This window comes from Radiobacillus deserti (assembly GCF_007301515.1).
Classification (GTDB): Bacteria; Bacillota; Bacilli; order Bacillales; family Amphibacillaceae; genus Radiobacillus; species Radiobacillus deserti.
Genome location: NZ_CP041666.1, coordinates 1,033,265 through 1,056,877, shown reverse-complemented (window position 1 = coordinate 1,056,877; position 23,613 = coordinate 1,033,265). Strand labels below are relative to the sequence as shown.

Here is a 23,613-nt window from a genome sequence, read left to right as displayed (position 1 = left end):
GGGTGCGCTTTTTTACATGGTCAATACATAAACGGTCAAGATAGCCCCAATGACTGCAATAATAACATTAAGTCCAAAAAATGATAATACGACGGCTGTTAACGCTCCAAAGAACCCGATATGTGGCTTATCCGGAATAACGGTTAGGATTCCAGGAAATATTAACGCGCCTAATGCTGCGTAGGGAATCGCGTTTAGCCAACGATTCACCCAATTTGGAAAATGGACTTTGTCGACAATATAAGCTGGAACAAACCGAGGAATAAGTGTCACTAATGCCATTCCTATATATAATGAGAAGGATCATTGCTTTTCATCCTCCTTTAATAACGGGATACCGATTAGTCCACCAAGAACCGTGCCTAATACAATTGCCCACCCCTGGCTCATAATGAAGCTTGCTGCATAGTTTACAAGCATCCAAAAAGAGCAATAAGTCCTACGCGCCACTCTTTTTTTACAGAAGGAATTAACAAGCCGATAAACATAGCATATAAAGCAATTCCCATACTCTGACTAAGACTGCTTGGAATAATATCCCCCAAAACACCACCGAGAAAAGAACCGATTACCCATGAGGAGTAGGCTGTCAGCATAAGGGCTGCATAGAAATATCCACCATTTTCTTCTTTTGCTTTATCTGGATGTAAAGAAGCAACAGCAAACGTTTCATCCGTTAATCCAAACGACAATGGAACTTTCCATTTTAAACCTATTCCTCGAACTCTATTCATAAAAGATAAGCTCATCACGAAATGCCGAAAATTCAAAACAAATGTGGCGATAATAATTTCGACGGCACCCGTCCCTAACGCAATCATATTTACACCCATAAATTGACTCGCTCCAGCAAAAACCATCATACTCATCAATGTGATTTCTAACACGGTCATTCCCGCTTGTTTCCCCAATACACCATATGTAATCGCAATCGGCAAATAACCTAGCATAATAGGAATGCCCTTTGCGATCCCCTTTTGAATCATCGCTGTATTAGAGTCGCTTTGCTGCATGTCAATCGCTTTAGAAGTCATCTCCTCACTCCTAATCCTTAGCCTTTAGTTAAGTAAAATAATAAAATGTTTTCTCATTATACCGAAATCCAGTCTAGCAAGTCTACACATATCGAAAAAAAAGTCAGTTAACTTTTCGTTAACTGACTTCGTTTCTTACAGATTATCTTGATCTGTTATAATAATCGGCTTATCCTTTGTAATGACCAATGTGTGCTCGTATTGGGCAGAATATGATCCGTCAATCGTACGTGCCGTCCAATTGTTATCATCCATTTGACTTTCCCAGGCCCCAATATTAATCATCGGTTCAATCGTTATAACCATTCCTTCTTTCAAGCGTTGCCCTTTCCCTGCTTCGCCAAAATGTGGAATGTGTGGTTCTTCATGGATGGTAGGTCCAATTCCATGACCAGTAAAGTCTTTTACAACAGAGAATCCTTCACCTTCAGCATACGTTTGAATAGCATGGCCTATATCACCGATTCGTTTGCCTGCTGTTGCTTGCTCTATTCCTTTATACAAAGAAGTTTTCGTTACCTCTAATAGCTTTTGCGTCTGTTCGTCTACTTCCCCTACCGCGTAGGTCCATGCCGAATCAGCTAATCCACCATTTAAGTTTACTACCATATCAATCGTTACAATATCCCCATTTTTTAAAGGTTCATTTCTAGGGAAACCATGACAAATCTCATCATTAATAGAGGCACAGGTTGCATATTCATACCCGTTATAGCCTTTTTGCTCAGGTGTTGCACCATGCTTTGCTAAAAATTCCTCTACGAAATCATCAATTTCGTTTGTCGTTACGCCTGGCTTAATTCGTTTCGCTATTTCTTTATGACATTGAGCAAGAAGTTTACCCGCCTCTTGCATTAATGCGATTTCACGACTGCTTTTTCTTGTAATCATCTGAAACTTCCTTTCTATTGCTTTCCCAACAGTATTTCCAATGGTTGATTTTTTCTCCTCTACAAGTTTACCATAGTTTGTTATTCTCATGGTATGATGAAGAAAAGGAGTTGGGAATATGAACATTCGCCTAATCACAGAACAAGACGCCGAACAATGCTGGCAGCTTCGTCTAGAAGCATTAAAAGAAGAGCCTGATGCGTTCATTACTACCTATGAGGAAGCACTATCTCGTGAGAACCTAGTCGAACAACTAAAGGAGCGTCTACAAAACCCCGAACAACGATTTTTTGGTGCGTTTCTTGATGATCAACTTGTAGGAAATGTAACACTTGTTCATAAAACCCATCCTAAGTTTGCACATAAAGCAGAGCTCATAGCGATGTACGTGTCAAAAGAACATCGCAATCTACAAATTGGAACAAAATTACTCAAGGAAGCTATCCGTTATGGAAAGGATGGTGGCCTTGAACAGCTTCAGTTATGCGTAGTTGCAACGAATCAAAAAGCAGTTCATGTTTATCAAAAGCTTGGGTTTGAGATATATGGTACAGAGCGACAGGCGATAAAAATAGAGGATCGCTATTTAGATGAGTACTTGATGGTATATAATCTGAAACAATAAAAAACAACATGGGGTATTTCTTTACCCATGTTGTTTTTTTACATTTCTTATGCCGGATATGAAACCGCAAAAGAATAAAATATTTTTTAACTTGAATGCGATGGCAACGATACACCCCATTATTCGTACTCCGAGCAGAACTAAGTCATGCTTGAACTCACTTCTTGCCCTTATCACCCAATGGTCTCTCCTACTGCCTTCCTGCTGATTTACTTTATTTCGATAAGTCTTTTACATACCAAGTATCCATCGTACTATGTTCGGATTCATCGAGAGCTTTCTCCAGTTTTTCGAATCCTAATTTTTTGTATAACAGATTAGCTACTTTAAGCTTCTGCATGGTTTCAAGATAGCAAAATGTATAATGTTTTTTCGCAAAGTCGAGTGCAGCTTTCATCAAAAGCTTAGACAAACCTTTTCCTTGCGCATTAGGGGAAACATATAACTTTTGGAGCTCACATACTCCTTCTTTTTTTCCAAAAGGGGCAATACCTACTCCACCTACGACTTTTTCCTGTTCATTTAGTGCAACCCAATACTTAGCATTTGCTTGTTGCTTATAGTATTGTGCTAAATCGCTTAGCTGGGGATCAAAATAGGCTGTACCTGGAATATCTAATTCAAATGATTCCAAAGAGCGTTTAATAATCCGCTCCATTGCTTGATTATCCTTTTCTTCTATTTCTCGAATCCGCATGTATTTATCCCCCATAGCTTATGTACTTATGATGAACTACCCAATATATTGAAGTATGATTTGATAGAATGCAACCAGTAATCCTAGTAAAGATGCTTTCATTTTGGCTGGATGGTATTTTTCACTACGAAATAAATAAAGAAAAATAATGATAAATCCTAACGGAGCCCATAACTGAAAAACACCACTTTCCGTACTTTGGTAATAAACCGGGGCCACCCAGCTACTACTAATCAAAAAATAGAAGAACACCTTTCCTCGACCGGTCTCTAATTCTTTACTCCATCTATACAACAGGAAAAGTATGATGCCCCCAATAATTGTAATGGAGAGCGAAGGTGAAAAAATCGTTATATTCCCGAAATTAAATTCCATGTTAGACTGTTTTCCTTCCTTTTAGATCCACCTAAATCCTTTTATAGAAACCATTAACCATCCCTGAGCCTTTTTCCTTTTCTTAAATTCTTCTAATCCCATAACCAAGAACATGAGTCCTAAGCATAACAGCATGATAGGACCAATTCTGAAATCATTTGAAATCAATCCATAAAGAGCTAAAAAAAATCCCAATGCAGACAAAATATAACGTAATAGTTTCAACAATAAGAACACTTCCCTTACTGAATTCTATTCTTCCTATACTAACATTTTTTTCCTTATATAAGTGGATAATTTTAATCTCGGTGTGATGGACTATCTACTTTATGTAGAATTAAAAAGAGAGGTTGAGACAAAAGTATAGGAAGCAATGAAAAAACGAACAATTATGATTAGTACCTATACCCCGCTCCGGAAATATACTACGCGTTCCGCGGGCGGCTGGTGAGCCTCCTCGTGCTGACGCACTGTGGAGTCTCACCGATGCCTTTCCTCCCGCTGGAGTCTTTCCGGAGCTATAGGCTGTTGTTCGGCTTTTCGGCTTGTCTTTTTAGTTATGTCCCAGCCCCTTTTGTTGTTTCAAGCAGGAGGTCTCTCCTTCAATTCTTCAAAGCTCGTATCTTTTGAACAAGCTCTTCATATTCTTTCTCTAACGCTTCCTTATCCTCCTGTGGTTTTAACAAGCTAAGCCGACTTATGACATCCGTTAGTTTATTCTCCAGAGTTAACAAAGCTACTTGGTCATCATTAGTTGCTTGAAAGGTTGGTTTTTCCAACGATTCTTCAAATTCTTGTAATGAACCTTGAAAGGTTCGCACTGTTTCGTCTTCAACTATCCATAAACAATCCGCCACTTCCTCCACAAAGGTTCGATCATGGGATACGAGTAGTACGGTACCAGGATAATCCTTGATTAAACCTTCCACCGCCTGTAATGCATGAATATCTAAATGATTCGTCGGTTCGTCCAAAACTAATAGGTTGTAGTCCCCAACTAACAATTTCGCCAAGGCAACCTTTACCCGTTCCCCACCACTCAATACATGGATTGGTTTATAAACCGTTTCCCCCTTAAAGTACATTCTTCCGAGGATAGCTCGAATGACATGTTCTGGGAGATGACTTCCCTCTTCCACGTATTCGTATATAGACGGCTCTATAGGAAGTTTTTCTATGGCTTGATCAAATTGACCAACTTTTATATTGTTGGATAGATCAATGGATGGGTCGCCCGATAATAGCTGGTTAATTAAAGTAGTTTTTCCTACTCCATTTCCTCCAATAATCGCCGTTTTTGATCCAGTTTTTAACTTAATAGAAGGAATGGAATACAGCGTTCGTTCTCCAATCGATTTTGAAAGCTCTTCAGCCATCAAGATGTTCCGACGATGAATTGGAGAAAGGAGGTTATAGTCCATCTGAATGCTTTCCCATTCCTCTGGTTTCTCCACTTTCTCCAAACGCTCCAAACGTTTTTGAATATTTTTCGAAACTCTTTCCACCTTTTTTTGTTTTCCTGCAGCCTTATTCTTATATAACTGCCATTCTGAGTTTCCCATTCTAGAAGGTGGTTTTCTCATTCCACTCGCCTGCTGTTGTTTTTGTAGCATTCTTCCCTCTAATCTTTTTTTCTCCTTCACATACGATTCATGGGCTTGATATTGTTGTTTGATTTCTAACTCTTTCTTTTGCTGATAAAAGGAATAATTACCGTTATACTCTGTTAATGTTCCTTTTTCTAGCTCCCAGATTCGATTACATACTTTGTCTAATAAAGCCCTGTCATGGGAAACAATGACCATTGCCCCATCTATCGTTAGCAATCGTTCCTCAAGCTCCTCTACACGATCCCAATCTAAATTATTGGACGGCTCATCTAGAAACCAGATTCTTGCAGATTCAGAAAATAGCTCTGCTAGTTTTTGCATTGTCTTTTCTCCACCACTTAAATGAGAATCTACTTGATTTTCATCATTCAGCTGCTTGAAATATCCTATCTGCCCTTTTTGTTCTACAATGGACTCTTCACCAAACATACCTAATAAATATTTGAGTAACATGGATTTCCCTTGTCCATTTCTCCCAACTAAACCAATTCGTTCCCCTGAATGAATGGATAGCTCTGGAATTTGGAACAAGTTTCGATCGCCAATGGGATACGCTACGTCTTTAGCATGTAATAATCTCACAAAAAAACCTCCCTGACTGTCCAGAGAGGATATCATTACCTATTTATACCAGCTTGAATAAGACAAAGAATCCTAACAAAGGTAGTTATCGTCAAAGGAACGGATGAAGAGCTCTATTCTTCATCCACTGTGGCAAAATGGACATACTTATCCTATCTCTGGAACGAGTAAATTTCTTTTATCAAACTCGTTAAGTGAATAGGATTAGTACTTCATTAGCCTACAGTTCATTCCTTTCTTTTTTAATTACTCTTTTATTATAACGAAAATCTATAGCAAAGCAAGGCACGTTTTGCTTATTTTTCTTTACTTTTAATATGGTTGTTCTAGACTAGGAAGCGAGAGGAGTGTCCAAATGGAGCAGAAATGGTTGAAATGGGCAAAAGAAATACAAGCATTAGCTCAAGCAGGATTAGCTTACAGCAATAACGTATATGATAGCGAACGGTATGAACAATTAAGAGAATTATCGAAAGAAATAATGGCTAGCTATACATCTGTATCTATGGAGAAATTAGATGAGCTCTTCACAAATGAGGTTGGCTACCAGACACCAAAGGTCGATATTAGAGCATTTATTGTGGAAAACGGTAAATTGTTACTTGTCCAAGAGAAAATAGATGGAAAATGGGCATTGCCTGGTGGATGGGCAGATGTTGGATTATCTCCAAGTGAAATTGCTGTAAAAGAGTCCGTGGAGGAAGCCAATATAGTGGTTAAGCCTAAACGAGTTTTAGCAATCTATGATTACTTGAAACACGAGCATCCCCCTTCCCCATACCATGTCTATAAAATATTCATTCTTTGTGAGCGTACAGGTGGGGACTTAAAAGGCGGTTTAGAAACACATCAGGTGAAATTTTTCAGTCCTGACCAACTGCCAGAACTATCTGTAGAAAGAAACACGAAAGCACAAATTCTCCAGCTTTGGGAGGATGTTTCCCATAATCGACAACTCACTAGATTGGACTAAAAAAGACATCCGATGTCAGTTCTAGGAGAGAAAACGGTATAAAACACACACCAAATAGGAGTACAAATCGCATAGCGTTTCGTACTTTATTTTTTTGATATTACAACATTTTACTTTTTAACACCTTAATTAACATGGTAAATAGCACCCTTTTTTTACTAACCTACATAAATTTATGTACAGTGTGTAACTAAGATCTAAAACTTATGTAAGCGCTATTTTATCTTAGATGTGATTCGTGATGCTTAGGGGATTTGTTATATTTTGAAAAAGTTTTCCAGGGACTTATATTAAAGTTATAGGAGAAACAGAACGTGCTTATTAACCTAACGTACAAGTAAGTAGAAAAGACCCCACTGTAACATTAAACTAAAATGAGACTATTTTTTTAAGCCCCAAGCCTTATGCTAATTTAGACTGGAGATATATAGATAGAACTAACTTTACATGTTAAAATTTTCTTATCATCGCGACTGGGAGTATGTTAATTCGTACAACGAGGGAGGTAAGTTATGAAAAGGAAGATTCGTTTTTCAGAAAAATTATTGTTGGCTGGACTTAGTTTTATATTGTTATTTATGATTGTGCAAGATTGGGTTCCTTTAGGTTCTTTAAATGACGTTCAAGCCATTAGAGAAGAACATACATTTAATGGATTAGTCACTGTTACATTGATTAATGTAACACAAATTTTACTATTAATAGGACTCGTAGTCATTTTTATGGGAAGAAGGTATCCAACATGGATTAAACTTTGGCTAATTATCCATCAAGTAAGTATCTTTGTTGGGGCCCTAATATCCTGGTGGATTCCTTACTTTTTTGGATATGGTGCAGAGCAAAAAGTCCAAATATATAATCAAATGTTTGGAAATACCCACTCTTTCCTTCCCTTAATGAATGGTATTGTTCCGAATACACTTCATATCCTTTTTCATATCACTCTATTATTTTGTATTATCGTAATGATTTATATCTCTTTCACTTCTTCAAAAGGGAATTTTAACAACAGTATTCCAGAGAATATTAGTTAAATTCTCCTCATATTCCTTTTATAATTCAGTTAAAGATCACATATAAATCTATATGTAATGGTTTGTGATTAAACATTTCATGTAAAGTGGAGCGTTAGTAGAATAAGAAAAATTAAATATAACAAACAAAAACGCTCATAATTGAACTGCACCCCAATTGTTAGACACTCAACAATTGGAGGTGCAGTTTTTTATGGCTAAATTTACTCAAGAAAATAAATTAAATGCAGTTCAAAGATATTTAGAAGGTAATGAGAGTTATCATTCTATTGGAGAATCACTGGGGACGTCTTCAAGTGTGATAATGAACTGGGTGGCACAATATAATCTTCATGGTTTAGAGGGATTATTAAAGAAATCCTATGCAAGTTATTCAGAACAGTTTAAACTAAAAGTGCTTAACTATATGATTGAGCATGGGACGTCACCTAATGAAACAGCCGCGATTTTTAAAATCTCCTCTCCAGGTATGATTAGAAAATGGAGGATCCTTTATGAAAAAGGAGGAGTAGACGCCCTTAAACCGAAGAAAAAGGGGCGTACACTCATGAAAAAAGAAAATAAGAGAGATACACAAAAACAAGTACCAACTGATAATTCTATTGAAGCTCTCAAAGCTGAAGTAAAACAGCTACGAATGGAGAATGAGTATCTAAAAAAGTTGAACACCTTAGTTCAAAACAAGGAAAAATCACCAAACAAGACAAAGCGAAAATAGTCTATGAACTAAGGAATGACTTCTCGGTGAAAGCACTTATAACGTTGGCAGATGTACCACGTAGTACGTACTACTACTTCGTTAAACAATTAGATCGTCCAGATAAAGATGCAGAACTAAAAATACTTATAAAAGAAATTTATTATGAACACAAAGGACGATATGGTTATCGTCGTATTCGAGATGAGCTTGTGAACCGTGGGTACAAAGTTAATCATAAAAAAGTTCAACGAATCATGAAGGGATTAGGTTTGAAAAGTATGGTTCGTATGAAGAAATATCGTTCTTATAAAGGGAAAGTAGGTAAGACAGCACCAAACATATTGGACCGTAACTTCAAGGCAGAAAAGCCAAATGAAAAATGGGTAACAGATATTACTGAGTTTAAATTATTTGGGGAGAAACTCTACCTATCTCCTATTCTTGATTTATTTAATGGTGAAATTATTACTTACACGATTGGTTCAAGACCTACATACTCACTTGTTTCAAACATGTTAGAGAAGTCTTTTGAACGATTAACAGATAAAGATAAGTTAATTCTTCACTCAGATCAAGGATGGCATTACCAAATGAGGCAGTATCGCCACGCCTTAAAGGAGCAAGGGATAACACAAAGTATGTCACGTAAGGGAAACTGTTATGACAACGCAGTGATAGAGAATTTCTTTGGAATTATGAAATCTGAATTTCTATACCTCAATGAATTTGATAGCATTGATCATTTTAAACAAGAACTTGAAGAATACATGAATTACTATAACAACAAACGTATTAAGACAAAATTAAAAGGCAAGAGTCCAGTACAATTCCGAACTCTTGCCCAACAAGCTGCTTAATAAAATTATCTGTCTAACTTTTTGGGGTCACTTCAAATCTGATCGTTTTTGTTTGTTATTCATACTACGAAGTTTAGTTAGGAATGTATGCTAATCATTATATTATTTCTAGCTGTTATTAGCATTTTTCCCTCCCGAACCTGAACCCGTTCGATAAGGATGTATTTGTTAAACTAGATCTTTTATAGAGTAGTTCTTTCCATTTTCAATGTTATGGACATCCAAAATAACAGACACCAGCGCTCGTGCTACTACTTCTGTATCGCGGAGGTCGTTATTTTCCTTGTATTGCTTGAATGTTTCCACATCCTTGAATGCATCTGAACTGGAGGAACGAATCGTAGCCTGCATATTCGTATCCATAATCCCTGGATTGAATAGGATAGCTAGGTTTCCAGTATCACCATCCGCTTGCTCCAGTGCAACGGTTTCCGTAAACAAATCAAGCCCTGCTTTTGTACCACAGTAAAGACTCCAGCCTGAGATTGGTCTTTGAGCCGCACCCGATGTTACGTTTACGATAACGGTTTTGGCTGTGGCCTTTTCTAGAAAAATATTGGTAGCGGTCACCGGTGCAACAAAATTGATAGTTGTATGTACAACGACATCTTGTGCAGAATGCCCACCAGCTCGCCCAATTGGGTCCACAATTCCCGCATTGTTTATTAAATAAACGAGCGTAGGTTGTTGACCATATACTTTTGCAGCAATCTCGGAAAATACTGACTCTACTTGGTTTGGATTAGCTAGGTCACAAGGTACATGCTCATATGTAATAGAATAATCATTTGCTAGTTGAGCAAGCTGGTCATTGTTCGTTCTTGATACTCCAATAACGTGAATTTTCTCTTTTATAAGTAAGGAACTAATCGAAGCACCTAACCCTTTGGAACTACCTGTTACGATGGCATACTTCATAATTGGTTCTGCAGTCTACAGAACGTCACCTCCGAGTTTGTTAATTTGCTGAAGGATTTGAGTCAATTGCTTATAGATATCAACAATATCTTGTTGTTTCATGCGAATTAACCCGCTGGAAGACGGCGCTACAAATTCGACGACACCAGGCATGATAGGATATTCTTGAACGCCCCACTTCACCCTTCTATTTTTACTATACTCTTCATACACACCTTTGCCAACAAAACAAAGTACCCTCGGTTTATATGTAATGATTTTTCGCTGTAGCTCTAGCGTTCCTTCTTGATATTCCTCTTTTGTAATTTCCGCCGCTTCTTTCGTTGGCCTTGCCACAATATTCGTTAGACCATAGCCTAGTTCTAATAGCTTCACATCTTCTTCTGGTGCAAACTTCCTCGGCGTTAGCCCCGCTTCATATAATATATTCCAAAACCTGTTGTTAGGATTAGCAAAATGGTGCCCTGTTTCTGAAGAACGGATACTTGGGTTGAACCCGATAAACAACACCTTTAAATTCTCTTTTATATGATCAGGAATAGGTTGTAAACTCATTTGGAATCTCTCCTTAAAAAATATAAGCTAGTTAAAGCATGGGTCAAGTATTTTCAATCTTTCTCTTACTTACAAACATAAAAGGTATTGCCAAAAGCAACACCTTTTACATTTTATTATTCACTACCTTCCGTTATGTTAAAAAACAATTGATCGTCATTTTCAACTTTCGGCTTATTTTTCTTGGCATTTTGGTCTTTTCCCATAATACCATCTGATTCATAGCTTTTATGGTACGATTGCTTTTGTTCTTTCTCGTTCATCTAATTCCTCCTTTTTTCCTATCCTTTCCTAAGGCGAATTAGGTTATACGAGTGCTTTATCTTGTGATTACAACTGCTTGACTTCCCATTTGGGCCCAAGCTTTCTCAAAGTTGATACGGTCCACTGGTTTATTTTTGCCACCGTACGGATCATTGATGTACACATGCTGATGATCGTAACCAGTTACGGCAACACTATGCATACTATACGTAACATTAACTGGGCCTTGCGGAGTCTCCCATGTTTGCATATTACCTACTGGAGTAAAGTTAGCCGTTATAATAACCCAAACTGGGAGGCCCTGTTCTAGATAGGAATACATCTCTTCTGGTGTAGATCCTGTTACATCTATTGCACGATCACCTACATATTGTTTAGCTAGTTGATGAATCGGACCGTGGTAAACTCCAAGTCCTGGTCCTTGGGCCATATCTCCGACAAAGCCTTCATGTGGATTGCCTTTTTGTCCATTGGAATAGCCTAACGGAACATAGGGGATTTCTTTTGCTAGATCGTTTTTCGTTACATCATACCCATGGTACTGCAAAATCATGGCCAAACTTGTTACTTCACAGCCATTATATAGCATTGGATCTGCCATTTGTAATTGTAAAGGAACATCTAGTGGTAACGGGACATTCTCAACAAATGGTTCGATATATATATTTGTGCCAGTTTCTGTTTCTTGTGCTTCCACGTCATAATTTAATGTTTCTTGAGCATAGCTTAACGGAATAAATAAGTCACCGTTTGATGCAATCGCAAAGGCTTTTTCTGGTTGTGGTTCCTGCGCTTGGATTGTACTAGCAAACACGGTCTCAGCCGCTATCTCATGTGGTTGCTTAATTGGAATGTGAAAATTCTTGGAATCCTTTGTTTGGATGTTTACGGAATTTAAAAGTGGTCGTACTTCGAAGGTATCTTTCATCGCTGCTGTAATTAGATGAACGGGGACATAATACTCTTGATTAAAGGATAAGACATCCTGATTAACTTGTTGTTCTCCAATGGTAATGGAAATGTCCTCTCGTATCAACCAACTAGTAGAACCGGATTCAGATGTTGGATGGGCGTTCTTAAGTACTGGTTTTGTCTTGGATTTTGCTGCTTGTGTTGCTTGATTTATAATCTCAGAGTCTATGAATACATAAAGCAATAATGTAACCGAAATACAGATTAGACTCCAGAGCGCTCTTATTTTCCACGTCATGGGCGTACCTCTCTTTATTATTCGATTCTAGATTCATAGTTTTTATCATTTTACAGAAGAATCTAATGAATAACAAAGAATAAGTCTCCATTCGACAAAATCCCCCAAAAACCGGGTGGTGACTGTCACCACCCGGTTTTTCTTTATGGTTTTAGTACTACTTTCACGCAGTTATCATCTTTGCGATTAAAGATGTCATACGCATGTGCAGCTCGTTCTAATGGGAGCTCATGTGTAATAATTTTGGTGGGATCAATTTCCTCGTTAATAATCTGCTGATATAACTTATCCATATACGCTCGTGCAGGAGCTTGTCCCATCTTAATGGAAATGTTCCGTTGGAAGAAAGGGCCTAATGGGAACATGTTATAAAGTCCTCCATATACCCCAGTTAACTGCACCGTTCCAAATTTTTTCACAGCCTTCGTCGCTATCTGAATGGCTCCCAACGTTCCACCTTGTAATTTCAGTTTTTGCTCCACAAACTCCAATGGCGACTTTTTCCCATCCATCCCAACACAGTCAATGACGACATCTGCTCCACCATTTGTCTTCTCCTTCAGCACTTCTCCCATGTCTTCATATTCTGTAAAATCGAATACTTCCGTCTTGTTAGAGGTTTTAGATAGCTCCAAGCGATTTTTAATATAATCGACGGCGATTACCCGTTTTGCACCTCTTTGCCAAGCAAATTGCTGAGTCATTAAGCCGATTGGGCCACAGCCAAGTACAATAACAGTGTCACCAGGCTTAACACCAGCATTATCTACACTCCAATAAGCAGTTGGTAACACATCAGACAAAAACAATAAAGAATTGTCTTCTAGCTCACAATCATCCGGCACTCTAAATGGCGTATAATTCCCATAAGGAACACGCAAGTATTCCGCTTGCCCACCAGGGAGGTTCCCAAATTTTTCAGAATATCCAAAATAACCTCCTGAGTCATAATGTGGATTAGCATTATCACATTGGCTTTCTAAATGCGCTTCACAATACGGACAATGCCCACAAGCTAGTGTAAACGGAATAACTACACGGTCCCCTTTTTTAACCTTCGTTACATCTGGTCCAACTTCTTCGACAATTCCCATCGGTTCGTGCCCAATAGAATATCCAATCGGCAAAGGTATATTTCCTTGGTATAAGTGCAAATCTGATCCGCAAATTGCCGTTGATGTCACACGTATAATTACATCTTCTCTATCTTGTATGGTTGGGTCAGGTACTTGTGTGACATCGACAGCATATTTTCCTTGATACGTAACAGCCTTCATTATGCTTCCTCCAGTGCTTATGATGTAATCTTAAGATTCCGTAAACCAAGGATAAATATGTATGAAATTGTAAATAGAAAATGGGTGCTTCAAAACAGCACCCATTCCCGTTACTTCATATAAGATTGGTCTAATGCATCCACAAACGCTTTTACAATATCTTCTTTGTCCTCAATGCCTACAGAAATCCGAATCAGCCCCTTTGTAATTCCCAATTCCTTCAAAGCCTCCTCCGGTAATGCACGATGTGAAGTGGACAATGGATATGAAACGGTCGTTTCAACTCCAGCAAGTGTCGGAACAATGTTCACCCAAGATAATGATTTAAAAAATGTGTCTACATCACATGAATCAGTAATATCTATTGTTACAATTGCACCATTCCCGCGTTCTGATACATGTTTCGGATAATACACTCGGTCCACTGCTTGATGTTCTTTCAAAGAATCCGCAAGATACTGGGCGTTGTTTACGTGCCGCTCCATTCTTACACTTAGTGTTTTTAACCCTCGACACGTTAGCCATGCTTCAAATGGACTAAGATTTGTTCCAAGATTTACAACCTTGGATCTAGCCTTCGCAATTATATCTTCATGTCCCACAAGCACTCCAGCCGTAACATCACTATGTCCCCCGATGTACTTTGTTGCACTATGAACTACGAGATCAACGCCTTCTAAATAAGGTTGACATAAATAAGGAGTAGCAAACGTGTTATCAATCATTGTTTTTAAGTCATGTTTACGAGCTAGCTCGACCACATTCTTCAAGGATTCCGTACGTAGCAACGGATTAGTAACAGACTCTGAATACAGAAGCTTCGTATTGGAACGGATATTCTTTTCAACTTCTTTCAAGTCCTCATAGTTTACAAATGATACATCAATTCCAAAATCAGATAATTCGTGGGCAAGTAACTGATAGGTGCCACCATAAATATCCGTAGAAGCTAATACATGATCCCCTTGCTTAGCTACCGCTAAAACCCCAACCAGGATAGCTGATAACCCAGAGGATGTTGCAACACCACTTGGAGCTCCTTCTAACTGTGCAACGGCATGTCCCAATTCATCTGTGTTAGGATTCCCTACACGTGTATATAAATAGTCTTTTTCCCCTTGATAGAAGCTTTCTAAGTCATCGAGATCCTTAAATTTAAAAGCCGATGTCTGATAGATAGGGGTAATCTTACTATCGATCGTATTGGATTTTTTCTTCGAGAGATGAACGGTCTGTGTATCAAAACGTTTCATGGTTTTCTCCCCTTCTATGTATGTATTAGTACTACTTTACCGCAGCTTCAACTAAAATTCCAATGTTTTATTTGCGACATAAAAAAACCCTCCCAATTGGGAGGGGTCAACATTTATATAGCCTTTTGATCCTCTTGATTCACCTGGGAAGGAACTAATTTTCTGATTCCGAAGCCATTCGTGTATGGTGCTAATATCCCATATAAAGCAGAAAAGAAAAAGCCTCCTAAATTAAATATAGCCCAAGGTAAAAATTCAAAATTTCCTACACCTAATGTTGTGGCAATAAACACACCTGAAACAGTCCAAGGCATTAGTACTTCGGTTATCGTAACGGAGTCCTCCATATTCCTAGAAAGATTAACAGGATGTAAATTCTTCTTTTTAAAGATGTCTCCGAATATATCTTTAATCAAGAAAAAGGTTACTAATGCATTAGATGTACAGTTTATAACTGCAAATCCGGATACAAGAGAAGCAACCGTAATGCTACCAACGGATTTCAAATGAGAAATAATTCGCTCCAACACAACATTTAATGCTTGTGATACTTCTAAAGCAGAAGCAAAAAAGAAGGCAACAAAAACAAAGAATGTAGCATTGTACATAGATTGGAGACCCCCCCTGTTTAAGAGTCCTTGCATATCTTCTGTAATAACATCGGGACTTATATTCGGAATAGATTCCGCTATCATGTCTACAGAAAATCCAGAGACTGCGGACGCAAATACGTTAGAAAATGTAGCTTGTTGGAAAAATAACGCTAATATCATAGCTGAGAAGGCTGAAGTAAACATAACAATCAATGGTGATTTTTTCATGAGGGAACCAGCGACGACAATCAGTGCTGGGATGAGAAGTACTAGGTTTAAATTAAAGAGTTGATCAATTCCAGCTGTCATTTCTTCAATATTGGATAGCTGTGTAGCATCTGTTTCCATACCAAGTCCGACAACGAAGTAAACAATAATCGCGATAATAGACGATGGAATGGCTGTATATAACATATGCTTAATATGTTCATAAAGATTAGATCCAGCTGCAAGCGAACTCATATTCGTTGTATCCGACAATGGAGATAGTTTATCCCCAAAGTATGCACCTGAAACCACTGCACCTGCAGTAATAGCAAGTGAGACATCCATTGTTTGGGCAATACTCATGAGTGCTACCCCGATAGTACCTGCCGATCCCCAAGAAGTTCCCACACACATCGACACAATAGCAGTAGCTAAAAAGGCCAGTACGTACAAATAATTTGGATTGATGAGCTCTAATCCCCAAAAAACAAATAGCGGAATCGTACCTGAAATGAGCCATGTCCCAATTAATAAGCCAATACTAAAAAGGATTAGTATAGCTGGTAGCGCTTTCTTAATCTTGTTTCCCATTACTTGTATTATCCCATCAAACGAGTTTCCTTGGATGATAGCAAAAACGGAAAAAACCACTCCAGCAAAGAGCAGCATCAACTCTGCTGGATATTTAAGTACACCAATTCCTCCTATAAAGATAGCCATAGATATACATATAGGGACTAATGCCATTCCTAGACTTGGTCGATTGTTCATTTTACTCTCCCCTTATTCTTTGAGTTTTTGAAATGCCTGTTCTAAATCAGATATTTGCAATTCTGATCCTTCTAACCCTACTGACAACCTAATGATACCGATGGGAATTCCTTGCATCTCAAGAATTTCCTCATTGTTATCTTTTAGTGGTGAGATAACTAAACTTTCATACCCGCCCCAACTGACTCCAATTTTGAATAGCTGTAAGCTGCTTATAAACTTAGAAACCTTTGCAAAACTTGGGTCCTTTAATACAAAGCTGAATAAACCAGAATAGCCAAGCATTTGTTCAGAAAGAAAATCTTTTTCTTCTATACTTGGATGGTATATCTTTGTGACATCCTCTTTTGTTTGAAGATATTCAATGACTTTTTTCACACTCTCCTGGTGTTGCTTTAAACGCAACGGGAGTGTTCGTAATCCACGTGTTATTAAGAAAGCATCATTTGGACTTAGTACCGCCCCATTTAACTGATGACCGATTTTAAAAATTCGATCAATCAGAGATTTCTGCCCGATTACCGCTCCCCCCATGACATCACTATGACCTCCTATGTACTTTGTTAAAGAGTGAATGGAAATATCAATACCTAACGTTAATGGTTTCTGGTATATAGGGGTAGACCAAGTGTTGTCAATAGCCGTAATAATACGGTGCTTTTTAGCAATATCAGCAACTTTCCGTAAATCCAATACCTTCATAAGCATGGTACCGGGACTTTCCAGATATATCATCTTTGTATTTGGTTTAATTGCTTCTTCCAACTTAAAAACATCCGGTTCTAAAACATCATATTCAATATTAAATTTCGATAAATGCTTCGCTAACTCTAACGTCGGCCCATAAATGTTATTCATAAACAATACATGGTCTCCACTTTCCAATAATGAATGAAAAACTGCACTTATCGCTCCCATCCCAGAACCAAAACATTTACATTTTTCCCCACGTTCTAAAAGAGCTATCTTCTCCTCCAAAAATTGCACAGAAGGGTTTACCCCTCGTGTGTACACGTAATTCTCTCTTTCGTTTTTTTGTGCATCAACAAAAGCACGAAAGTCTTCAAAAGTAAAAATGCTAGTTTGGTAAATTGGTGGTGATACTGCACCATATTCATTCGATTCTCTATTTCCTATGCTTGAGCAAATTTCTTCGTCGGTGTACATCACTTTTGTTCCCTTCTTTCAACAAAGTATCCTTTCGTAACCGTCCCTTCAACCTACCCCCCTCTCTAAAATTTCACTTTTATACTATCATACTTTCAACCTGTATGAAAGGTTAGATTTTTCTGAATACTTATTACGACTATTTATGTTATTTTCTGATATAATAAAATCACTAATTATTCAGCATGGTGGTGATCTCATATTGAAGACCTTAAGGAAGCCAAGGCTTTCCGAACGAGCTGCTGAAGAGATTAAGCAGTATATTAAACAAGAACAATTGAAAGAGGGGGATCGTCTTCCTTCTATATCAGAACTAATTAATAGTCTAGGAATTGGGAGATCTACGTTGCGGGAAGCATTACAGCTACTCGAATCCCAAGGAATACTAGAAATATTGAATGGAAAAGGTACTTTTGTTAAAGATACAAATCCTTATCAAATTCATACCTCTTTTGATATTACAAATGAGAAGCATTTTCTATTAGAAGCGCTTGAGGTTAGATTTGCATTAGAAGGTAAAGCAGTTGAATTGGCAGCGAAATTTGCCACAGAAGATGAAATTAACAAAATGGAGTTCTATCTGAAAGAATACGTCCGTTTTATTGAACTTGATGACCGAGATAATGCAAATCAAGCAGATTCATTATTCCATCGTACTATATATGATGCTTCTAAAAACGAACTGCTGAAAAGTATTATTGAGTCTGTTTGGGATTCTTTTTACGAGTTTTGGAATGAGCCATTTGGGAAACAGGATATTTTTGACCCAAGCTATCCTCATCATGAATCACTATTATTAGCTATTAAAAATAAAGACACGTTCCAAGCTAAACAAGCTTTTACCGAAATTATGGAATCTGTTCGAACATCCATTGAAAGCATATAAAAGCCTATTCATCTAGCGGTGAATAGGCTCTTCTCTAAAGTATATTCTTCACATCTACTATCGAGTCGCCACTAACAATTCGTTCTCTAAGCTCGATTATTAGACTTTTCACATCCTCGTCTCTATCTTCTTCCATTATTTTTTTATGGAGCACCGTGTAAAGTGTGATATCTCTTAACCGGAAAAACAAAGGCAAGTTCTTATCCCAATCGGCTGGAAGTCGGTTTTCCACTTTATAACCATCTATAAACGCATGCAAAAATGTTTTTGCGAATGCTTCTTTCTCCTTATATTTCTCCTTTGGAAATCTTCCCAAAATAGAATAATATAATGGAATGGCTATATCTGATGCAAACCACAAATAACAGCTATCATCAAAATCAAATACTTCAACGTTTTTTCCATTATAAAAGAAATTTCCCGAGTGAATATCATTATGAATTAGTCCAAAATTATCGTTGTTCTTTGGAAGCTTATTTAATTCCGTTAAAAATTCGGTAACTTTGTCTACAACTACTTTGTCTTGAACATATCTTCCTACATCGAGTAAATCGTCCTCATCCCAGTTAGGTCGTTTTTTAATATTTGGTTCTGGAGTGTACTTCTTGGTTACTCGGTGCATGCTCCCTATCATTTGACCCCATTTAAAAAATAGCTTCTTGGAAAATTCCGGATCAGAGAAACGAACTTGTTTTCCTTCAGCTTTCGAAAATAAACTAGCATGAAAGCTAGACCCATCAGATGCTATTAAGCTTTCTACAAGATTTCCATCTATGGAGAGATGTGCTTTAGGTACTCTGAGCCCATTGTTGAACAAAAAATTAAGCCAATCAACTTCAGAATGGAGTTCTTCTTCGTGTCTGTGAGAACTATGTGTTAAACGTAATATGTATGGAGTTTCGTCTTGATATACTTCGAACACATAGTTTTCAAAATCCCCAAGTTTTTTTCGGTCGTTTCTTAACTGAAATTTTTCGCTGAAATAACTCAACACTTCTTCTGTTAATATCTTTTCAATCATCTTCTCCATCAGACTCAACTCCATTCACTATTTATTGATTTTATTTTATCACAGTAAATCTGTTTGCAACGAAAAACCTAGAATCGTCTATTGATTCTAGGTTTGGAATATGTATATTTAATTCGATGTCGGTAGAAAATGATTGGTTGTATTCTTCGAGTACTACTATTATTTTCTAACAGAGAAGCAAAACGACGTTGTTAGAAAATGATTGGTTGCACTCTTCGAGTACTACTATAAATTTTTAACATGGAAGTTAATTCGACGTAGTAAGAAATTTGGTTGCACTCTTCGAGTACTTCTGATTTTATCCTAGCTAAGAAGTAGTTCGACGTAGTCAGGATAAATATTTTGGTTGCGGGGGCAGGATTTGAACCTACGACCTTCGGGTTATGAGCCCGACGAGCTACCAGACTGCTCCACCCCGCGACGATAATAAATATTATATGTTGTTCATGAGCAAAGTATTGGTCTTGAACCAAGTGATTGGACCCCTGCATCTTCTAGCTTATTTAAAGAGGATTAGTGCTTCAGGGTTACTCGCAGTTTATTCGGTGGACGTTTTGCTCGTTGCTCCACCCCGCGATGATAAAAAATATTTAATATTGTTTCATGAGCAATGTTTAGATTTAAACCAAATGTTTGAACCCCTGCATCTTCTAGCTTATTCAAAGAGGATTAATGCTTCGGGGTTACTCGCAGTTTATTCGGTAGAAGTTTTGCTCGTTGCTCCACCCCGCGATGATAAAAAGTATATTTGGTTGGCCTAGCGACGTCCTACTCTCGCAGGGGCAATGCCCCAACTACCATGGGCGCTGAAGAGCTTAACTTCTGTGTTCGGCATGGGAACAGGTGTGACCTCTTCGCTCTTGCCACTAGACCTTTAATGTAAAGTTGAGTTTATACCCTAAAAACTAAATAAGAGTTAGACAATCAAACGAGCTATAGCCACGGCTAGCTTCCGTGTCCACCGGACACTTCCGCTTTATAAGTTTAGTTAAGTCCTCGATCGATTAGTATTCGTCAGCTACACATGTCACCATGCTTCCACCTCGAACCTATCAACCTCATCGTCTCTGAGGGATCTTACTCATTTAAAATGATGGGAAGTCTCATCTTGAGGGGGGCTTCATGCTTAGATGCTTTCAGCACTTATCCCTTCCACACGTAGCTAACCAGCTATGCTCCTGGCGGAACAACTGGTGCACCAGCGGTGTGTCCATCCCGGTCCTCTCGTACTAAGGACAGCTCCTCTCAAACTTCCAACGCCCACGACGGATAGGGACCGAACTGTCTCACGACGTTCTGAACCCAGCTCGCGTACCGCTTTAATGGGCGAACAGCCCAACCCTTGGGACCGACTACAGCCCCAGGATGCGATGAGCCGACATCGAGGTGCCAAACCTCCCCGTCGATGTGGACTCTTGGGGGAGATAAGCCTGTTATCCCCGGGGTAGCTTTTATCCGTTGAGCGATGGCCCTTCCATGCGGAACCACCGGATCACTAAGCCCGACTTTCGTCCCTGCTCGACTTGTAGGTCTCGCAGTCAAGCTCCCTTCTGCCTTTACACTCTTCGAATGATTTCCAACCATTCTGAGGGAACCTTTGGGCGCCTCCGTTACTCTTTGGGAGGCGACCGCCCCAGTCAAACTGCCCACCTGACACTGTCTCCGAACCGGATCACGGTCCTGGGTTAGAAGGTCCGTACAGCCAGGGTGGTATCCCACCAGCGCCTCCACCGAAGCTAGCGCTCCGGTTTCTCAGGCTCCCACCTATCCTGTACAAGCTGTACCAACATTCAATATCAGGCTACAGTAAAGCTCCACGGGGTCTTTCCGTCCTGTCGCGGGTAATGCGCATCTTCACGCATAGTATAATTTCACCGGGTCTCTCGTTGAGACAGTGCCCAAGTCGTTGCACCTTTCGTGCGGGTCGGAACTTACCCGACAAGGAATTTCGCTACCTTAGGACCGTTATAGTTACGGCCGCCGTTTACTGGGGCTTCGGTTCAACGCTTCGCCGAAGCTAACGCATCCCCTTAACCTTCCAGCACCGGGCAGGTGTCAGCCCCTATACTTCGCCTTTCGGCTTCGCAGAGACCTGTGTTTTTGCTAAACAGTCGCTTGGGCCTTTTCACTGCGGCTTCTCATGCAAGAAGCACCCCTTCTCCCGAAGTTACGGGGTCATTTTGCCGAGTTCCTTAACGAGAGTTCTCCCGATCACCTTAGGATTCTCTCCTCGCCTACCTGTGTCGGTTTGCGGTACAGGCACCTCTTTCCTCACTAGAGGCTTTTCTTGGCAGTGTGAAATCAGGAACTTCGGTACTATATTTCCCTCCCCATCACAGCTTGTGATTGCCAGACGGATTTGCCTATCTGACTCACTCACTGCTTGGACGCGCTCATCCAGCGGCGCGCTTTCCCTATCCTACTGCGTCCCCCCGTCGTTCAAACGGAAAGGAGGTGGTACAGGAATATCAACCTGTTGTCCATCGCCTACGCCTTTCGGCCTCGGCTTAGGTCCTGACTAACCCTGAGCGGACGAGCCTTCCTCAGGAAACCTTAGGCATTCGGTGAAGAAGATTCTCACTTCTTTTTCGCTACTCATACCGGCATTCTCACTTCTAAGCGCTCCACCAGTCCTTACGGTCTGACTTCGCTGCACTTAGAACGCTCTCCTACCATTGTTCGTAAGAACAATCCACAGCTTCGGTGATACGTTTAGCCCCGGTACATTTTCGGCGCAGAGTCACTCGACCAGTGAGCTATTACGCACTCTTTAAATGGTGGCTGCTTCTAAGCCAACATCCTGGTTGTCTAAGCAACTCCACATCCTTTTCCACTTAACGTATACTTGGGGACCTTAGCTGGTGGTCTGGGCTGTTTCCCTTTCGACTATGAACCTTATCACCCATAGTCTGACTCCCAAGATAAAGTAGCTGGCATTCGGAGTTTGACTGAATTCGGTAACCCGATGAGGGCCCCTAGTCCAATCAGTGCTCTACCTCCAGTACTCATTTCTTGAGGCTAGCCCTAAAGCTATTTCGGAGAGAACCAGCTATCTCCGTGTTCGATTGGCATTTCACCCCTACCCACACCTCATCCCCGCACTTTTCAACGTGCGTGGGTTCGGGCCTCCAGTCAGTGTTACCTGACCTTCACCCTGGACATGGGTAGATCACACGGTTTCGGGTCTACGACCCCTTACTACAACGCCCTATTCAGACTCGCTTTCGCTGCGGCTCCGTCTATACGACTTAACCTTGCAAGAGATCGTAACTCGCCGGTCCATTCTACAAAAGGTACGCCGTCACCCGTTAATGGGCTCCGACTACTTGTAGGCACACGGTTTCAGGTTCTCTTTCACCCCTCCCGGGGTGCTTTTCACCTTTCCCTCACGGTACTGGTTCACTATCGGTCACTAGGGAGTATTTAGCCTTGGGAGATGGTCCTCCCGGATTCCGACGGAATTTCACGTGTTCCGCCGTACTCAGGATCCACTCTGGAGGAAACAGTCTTTCGATTACAGGGCTCTTACCTTCTTCGGCTGATCGTTCCAGATCGATTCGTCTACACTATTTCTTTGTAACTCCGTATAGAGTGTCCTACAACCCCAGAAAGCAAGCTTTCTGGTTTGGGCTGTTTCCGTTTCGCTCGCCGCTACTCAGGAAATCGCATTTGCTTTCTCTTCCTCTGGGTACTAAGATGTTTCAGTTCCCCAGGTCTGCCTCCTATATCCTATGGATTCAATATAGGTACTACTCCATTACGAGCAGTGGGTTTCCCCATTCGGAAATTTCCGGATCAACGCCTACGTACGGCTCCCCGAGACATATCGGTGTTCGTCCCGTCCTTCTTCGGCTCCTAGTGCCAAGGCATCCACCGTGCGCCCTTCTTCACTTAACTAATAGTCTGTGAAAAGACGTGGTCTTTACTAAAATTGATGTCTTGTTTAGTCTAGTTCCGGCTCCTAACTCTCCTGAGCAGTCGCCTTCACTTCCTAATACTCTTATCTAGTTTTCAAGGTACAACTTCCACATGACGTGGTGACTTCTGTGTTGTCACAGGACGTGACGGTTTTAACAGAAGTTCATTGAAGGGATTTAATCCCTC

General features: G+C 39.7%; 21 protein-coding genes, 1 tRNA gene, 2 rRNA genes and 1 pseudogene. 5 read left to right on the top strand and 20 right to left on the bottom strand.

The genetic code is table 11. The annotated features are described in order from the left end of the window. Positions 1-12: 12 nt before the first annotated feature. The 3 genes and pseudogenes from FN924_RS05595 to map all read right to left on the bottom strand — a co-directional run bounded on the left by FN924_RS05595 (position 13) and on the right by map (position 1,925). Positions 13-282 (bottom strand): AzlD domain-containing protein, encoded by a 270-nt coding sequence (locus FN924_RS05595; protein ID WP_143892523.1) that lies wholly within the window; start codon positions 280-282, stop codon positions 13-15. A gap of 21 nt (positions 283-303) precedes the next feature. Further along, positions 304-1,034, bottom strand: a pseudogene (locus FN924_RS05590) (AzlC family ABC transporter permease). Between the two features lie 135 nt (positions 1,035-1,169). Continuing rightward, complete coding sequence (gene map, locus FN924_RS05585; RefSeq protein WP_143897133.1) at positions 1,170-1,925, bottom strand: type I methionyl aminopeptidase; 756 nt, start codon at positions 1,923-1,925, stop codon at positions 1,170-1,172. Between the two features lie 118 nt (positions 1,926-2,043). Between map and FN924_RS05580 the strand changes: the two genes are divergently transcribed. Next, positions 2,044-2,550 carry a GNAT family N-acetyltransferase gene (locus tag FN924_RS05580; protein ID WP_143892521.1) on the top strand — a complete coding sequence of 169 codons (507 nt, stop codon included), beginning with the start codon at positions 2,044-2,046 and terminating at the stop codon, positions 2,548-2,550. A 214-nt stretch (positions 2,551-2,764) separates the two neighbouring features. Here FN924_RS05580 and FN924_RS05575 read toward each other — a convergent pair whose 3' ends face one another. The 4 genes from FN924_RS05575 to abc-f all read right to left on the bottom strand — a co-directional run bounded on the left by FN924_RS05575 (position 2,765) and on the right by abc-f (position 5,814). Further along, on the bottom strand, positions 2,765-3,247 hold the full coding sequence (locus FN924_RS05575) for a GNAT family N-acetyltransferase (RefSeq protein WP_143892519.1): 483 nt from the start codon (positions 3,245-3,247) through the stop codon (positions 2,765-2,767). A gap of 36 nt (positions 3,248-3,283) precedes the next feature. Beyond that, the gene (locus FN924_RS05570; RefSeq protein WP_143892517.1) at positions 3,284-3,622 is read right to left on the bottom strand and encodes a hypothetical protein; all 339 of its coding nucleotides are present in this window, start codon (positions 3,620-3,622) and stop codon (positions 3,284-3,286) included. A 21-nt stretch (positions 3,623-3,643) separates the two neighbouring features. Then, on the bottom strand, positions 3,644-3,757 hold the full coding sequence (locus FN924_RS19265) for a DUF3953 domain-containing protein (protein WP_228409648.1): 114 nt from the start codon (positions 3,755-3,757) through the stop codon (positions 3,644-3,646). Between the two features lie 467 nt (positions 3,758-4,224). Further along, positions 4,225-5,814, bottom strand: coding sequence for a ribosomal protection-like ABC-F family protein (gene abc-f, locus FN924_RS05560; protein WP_158633947.1), 1,590 nt, complete (start codon positions 5,812-5,814; stop codon positions 4,225-4,227). A 355-nt stretch (positions 5,815-6,169) separates the two neighbouring features. On the opposite strand from abc-f, the gene FN924_RS05555 reads away from it, so the two are divergent. The 3 genes from FN924_RS05555 to FN924_RS05545 all read left to right on the top strand — a co-directional run bounded on the left by FN924_RS05555 (position 6,170) and on the right by FN924_RS05545 (position 9,378). Then, entirely contained in the window at positions 6,170-6,787 is a 618-nt protein-coding gene (locus tag FN924_RS05555) for an NUDIX hydrolase (RefSeq protein WP_143892512.1), read from the top strand. A gap of 512 nt (positions 6,788-7,299) precedes the next feature. Beyond that, complete coding sequence (locus FN924_RS05550; RefSeq protein WP_143892510.1) at positions 7,300-7,821, top strand: hypothetical protein; 522 nt, start codon at positions 7,300-7,302, stop codon at positions 7,819-7,821. 193 nt (positions 7,822-8,014) lie between these two features. Continuing rightward, positions 8,015-9,378 (top strand): IS3 family transposase gene (locus FN924_RS05545; protein ID WP_407692000.1). Its coding sequence is split into 2 segments (ribosomal slippage): positions 8,015-8,474 and positions 8,474-9,378, totalling 1,365 coding nucleotides; the frame shifts between segments, so codons are not numbered across the junction. 168 nt (positions 9,379-9,546) lie between these two features. Here the strand turns inward: FN924_RS05545 and FN924_RS05540 are convergent. The 8 genes from FN924_RS05540 to FN924_RS05510 all read right to left on the bottom strand — a co-directional run bounded on the left by FN924_RS05540 (position 9,547) and on the right by FN924_RS05510 (position 17,593). Continuing rightward, complete coding sequence (locus FN924_RS05540; RefSeq protein ID WP_143892508.1) at positions 9,547-10,296, bottom strand: (S)-benzoin forming benzil reductase; 750 nt, start codon at positions 10,294-10,296, stop codon at positions 9,547-9,549. A gap of 15 nt (positions 10,297-10,311) precedes the next feature. After that, positions 10,312-10,851 (bottom strand): G/U mismatch-specific DNA glycosylase, encoded by a 540-nt coding sequence (gene mug, locus FN924_RS05535; protein WP_143892506.1) that lies wholly within the window; start codon positions 10,849-10,851, stop codon positions 10,312-10,314. 116 nt (positions 10,852-10,967) lie between these two features. Then, positions 10,968-11,114 carry a hypothetical protein gene (locus tag FN924_RS19075; protein WP_194709690.1) on the bottom strand — a complete coding sequence of 49 codons (147 nt, stop codon included), beginning with the start codon at positions 11,112-11,114 and terminating at the stop codon, positions 10,968-10,970. Positions 11,115-11,170: 56 nt separating this feature from the next. After that, positions 11,171-11,875 carry a C39 family peptidase gene (locus FN924_RS19690; protein WP_323368651.1) on the bottom strand — a complete coding sequence of 235 codons (705 nt, stop codon included), beginning with the start codon at positions 11,873-11,875 and terminating at the stop codon, positions 11,171-11,173. Between the two features lie 593 nt (positions 11,876-12,468). Continuing rightward, positions 12,469-13,602 carry a zinc-dependent alcohol dehydrogenase gene (locus tag FN924_RS05525; protein WP_143892505.1) on the bottom strand — a complete coding sequence of 378 codons (1,134 nt, stop codon included), beginning with the start codon at positions 13,600-13,602 and terminating at the stop codon, positions 12,469-12,471. A 110-nt stretch (positions 13,603-13,712) separates the two neighbouring features. Next, a complete protein-coding gene (locus FN924_RS05520) occupies positions 13,713-14,855 on the bottom strand; it encodes a trans-sulfuration enzyme family protein (RefSeq protein WP_143892503.1) in 1,143 nt (380 codons plus the stop codon). Between the two features lie 113 nt (positions 14,856-14,968). Further along, positions 14,969-16,426, bottom strand: a complete 1,458-nt coding sequence (nhaC, locus tag FN924_RS05515; protein WP_143892501.1) for a Na+/H+ antiporter NhaC — start codon at positions 16,424-16,426, stop codon at positions 14,969-14,971. 12 nt (positions 16,427-16,438) lie between these two features. Further along, entirely contained in the window at positions 16,439-17,593 is a 1,155-nt protein-coding gene (locus tag FN924_RS05510) for a trans-sulfuration enzyme family protein (protein ID WP_143897131.1), read from the bottom strand. A 202-nt stretch (positions 17,594-17,795) separates the two neighbouring features. Here FN924_RS05510 and FN924_RS05505 point away from each other — a divergent pair, with 202 nt between their 5' ends. Continuing rightward, on the top strand, positions 17,796-18,479 hold the full coding sequence (locus FN924_RS05505) for a FadR/GntR family transcriptional regulator (protein ID WP_158633945.1): 684 nt from the start codon (positions 17,796-17,798) through the stop codon (positions 18,477-18,479). Positions 18,480-18,513: 34 nt separating this feature from the next. Here the strand turns inward: FN924_RS05505 and FN924_RS05500 are convergent, their stop codons facing one another. The 5 genes from FN924_RS05500 to FN924_RS05485 all read right to left on the bottom strand — a co-directional run bounded on the left by FN924_RS05500 (position 18,514) and on the right by FN924_RS05485 (position 23,406). After that, positions 18,514-19,509, bottom strand: a complete 996-nt coding sequence (locus tag FN924_RS05500; RefSeq protein ID WP_143892497.1) for a phosphotransferase enzyme family protein — start codon at positions 19,507-19,509, stop codon at positions 18,514-18,516. A 343-nt stretch (positions 19,510-19,852) separates the two neighbouring features. Further along, positions 19,853-19,929: transfer RNA gene (locus tag FN924_RS05495), tRNA-Met, on the bottom strand. Positions 19,930-20,022: 93 nt separating this feature from the next. Next, positions 20,023-20,172 carry a hypothetical protein gene (locus FN924_RS18820; protein ID WP_158633944.1) on the bottom strand — a complete coding sequence of 50 codons (150 nt, stop codon included), beginning with the start codon at positions 20,170-20,172 and terminating at the stop codon, positions 20,023-20,025. A 92-nt stretch (positions 20,173-20,264) separates the two neighbouring features. Then, positions 20,265-20,380, bottom strand: a 5S ribosomal RNA gene (gene rrf, locus FN924_RS05490). 113 nt (positions 20,381-20,493) lie between these two features. Continuing rightward, positions 20,494-23,406 (bottom strand): 23S ribosomal RNA (locus FN924_RS05485). Positions 23,407-23,613: the final 207 nt, after the last annotated feature.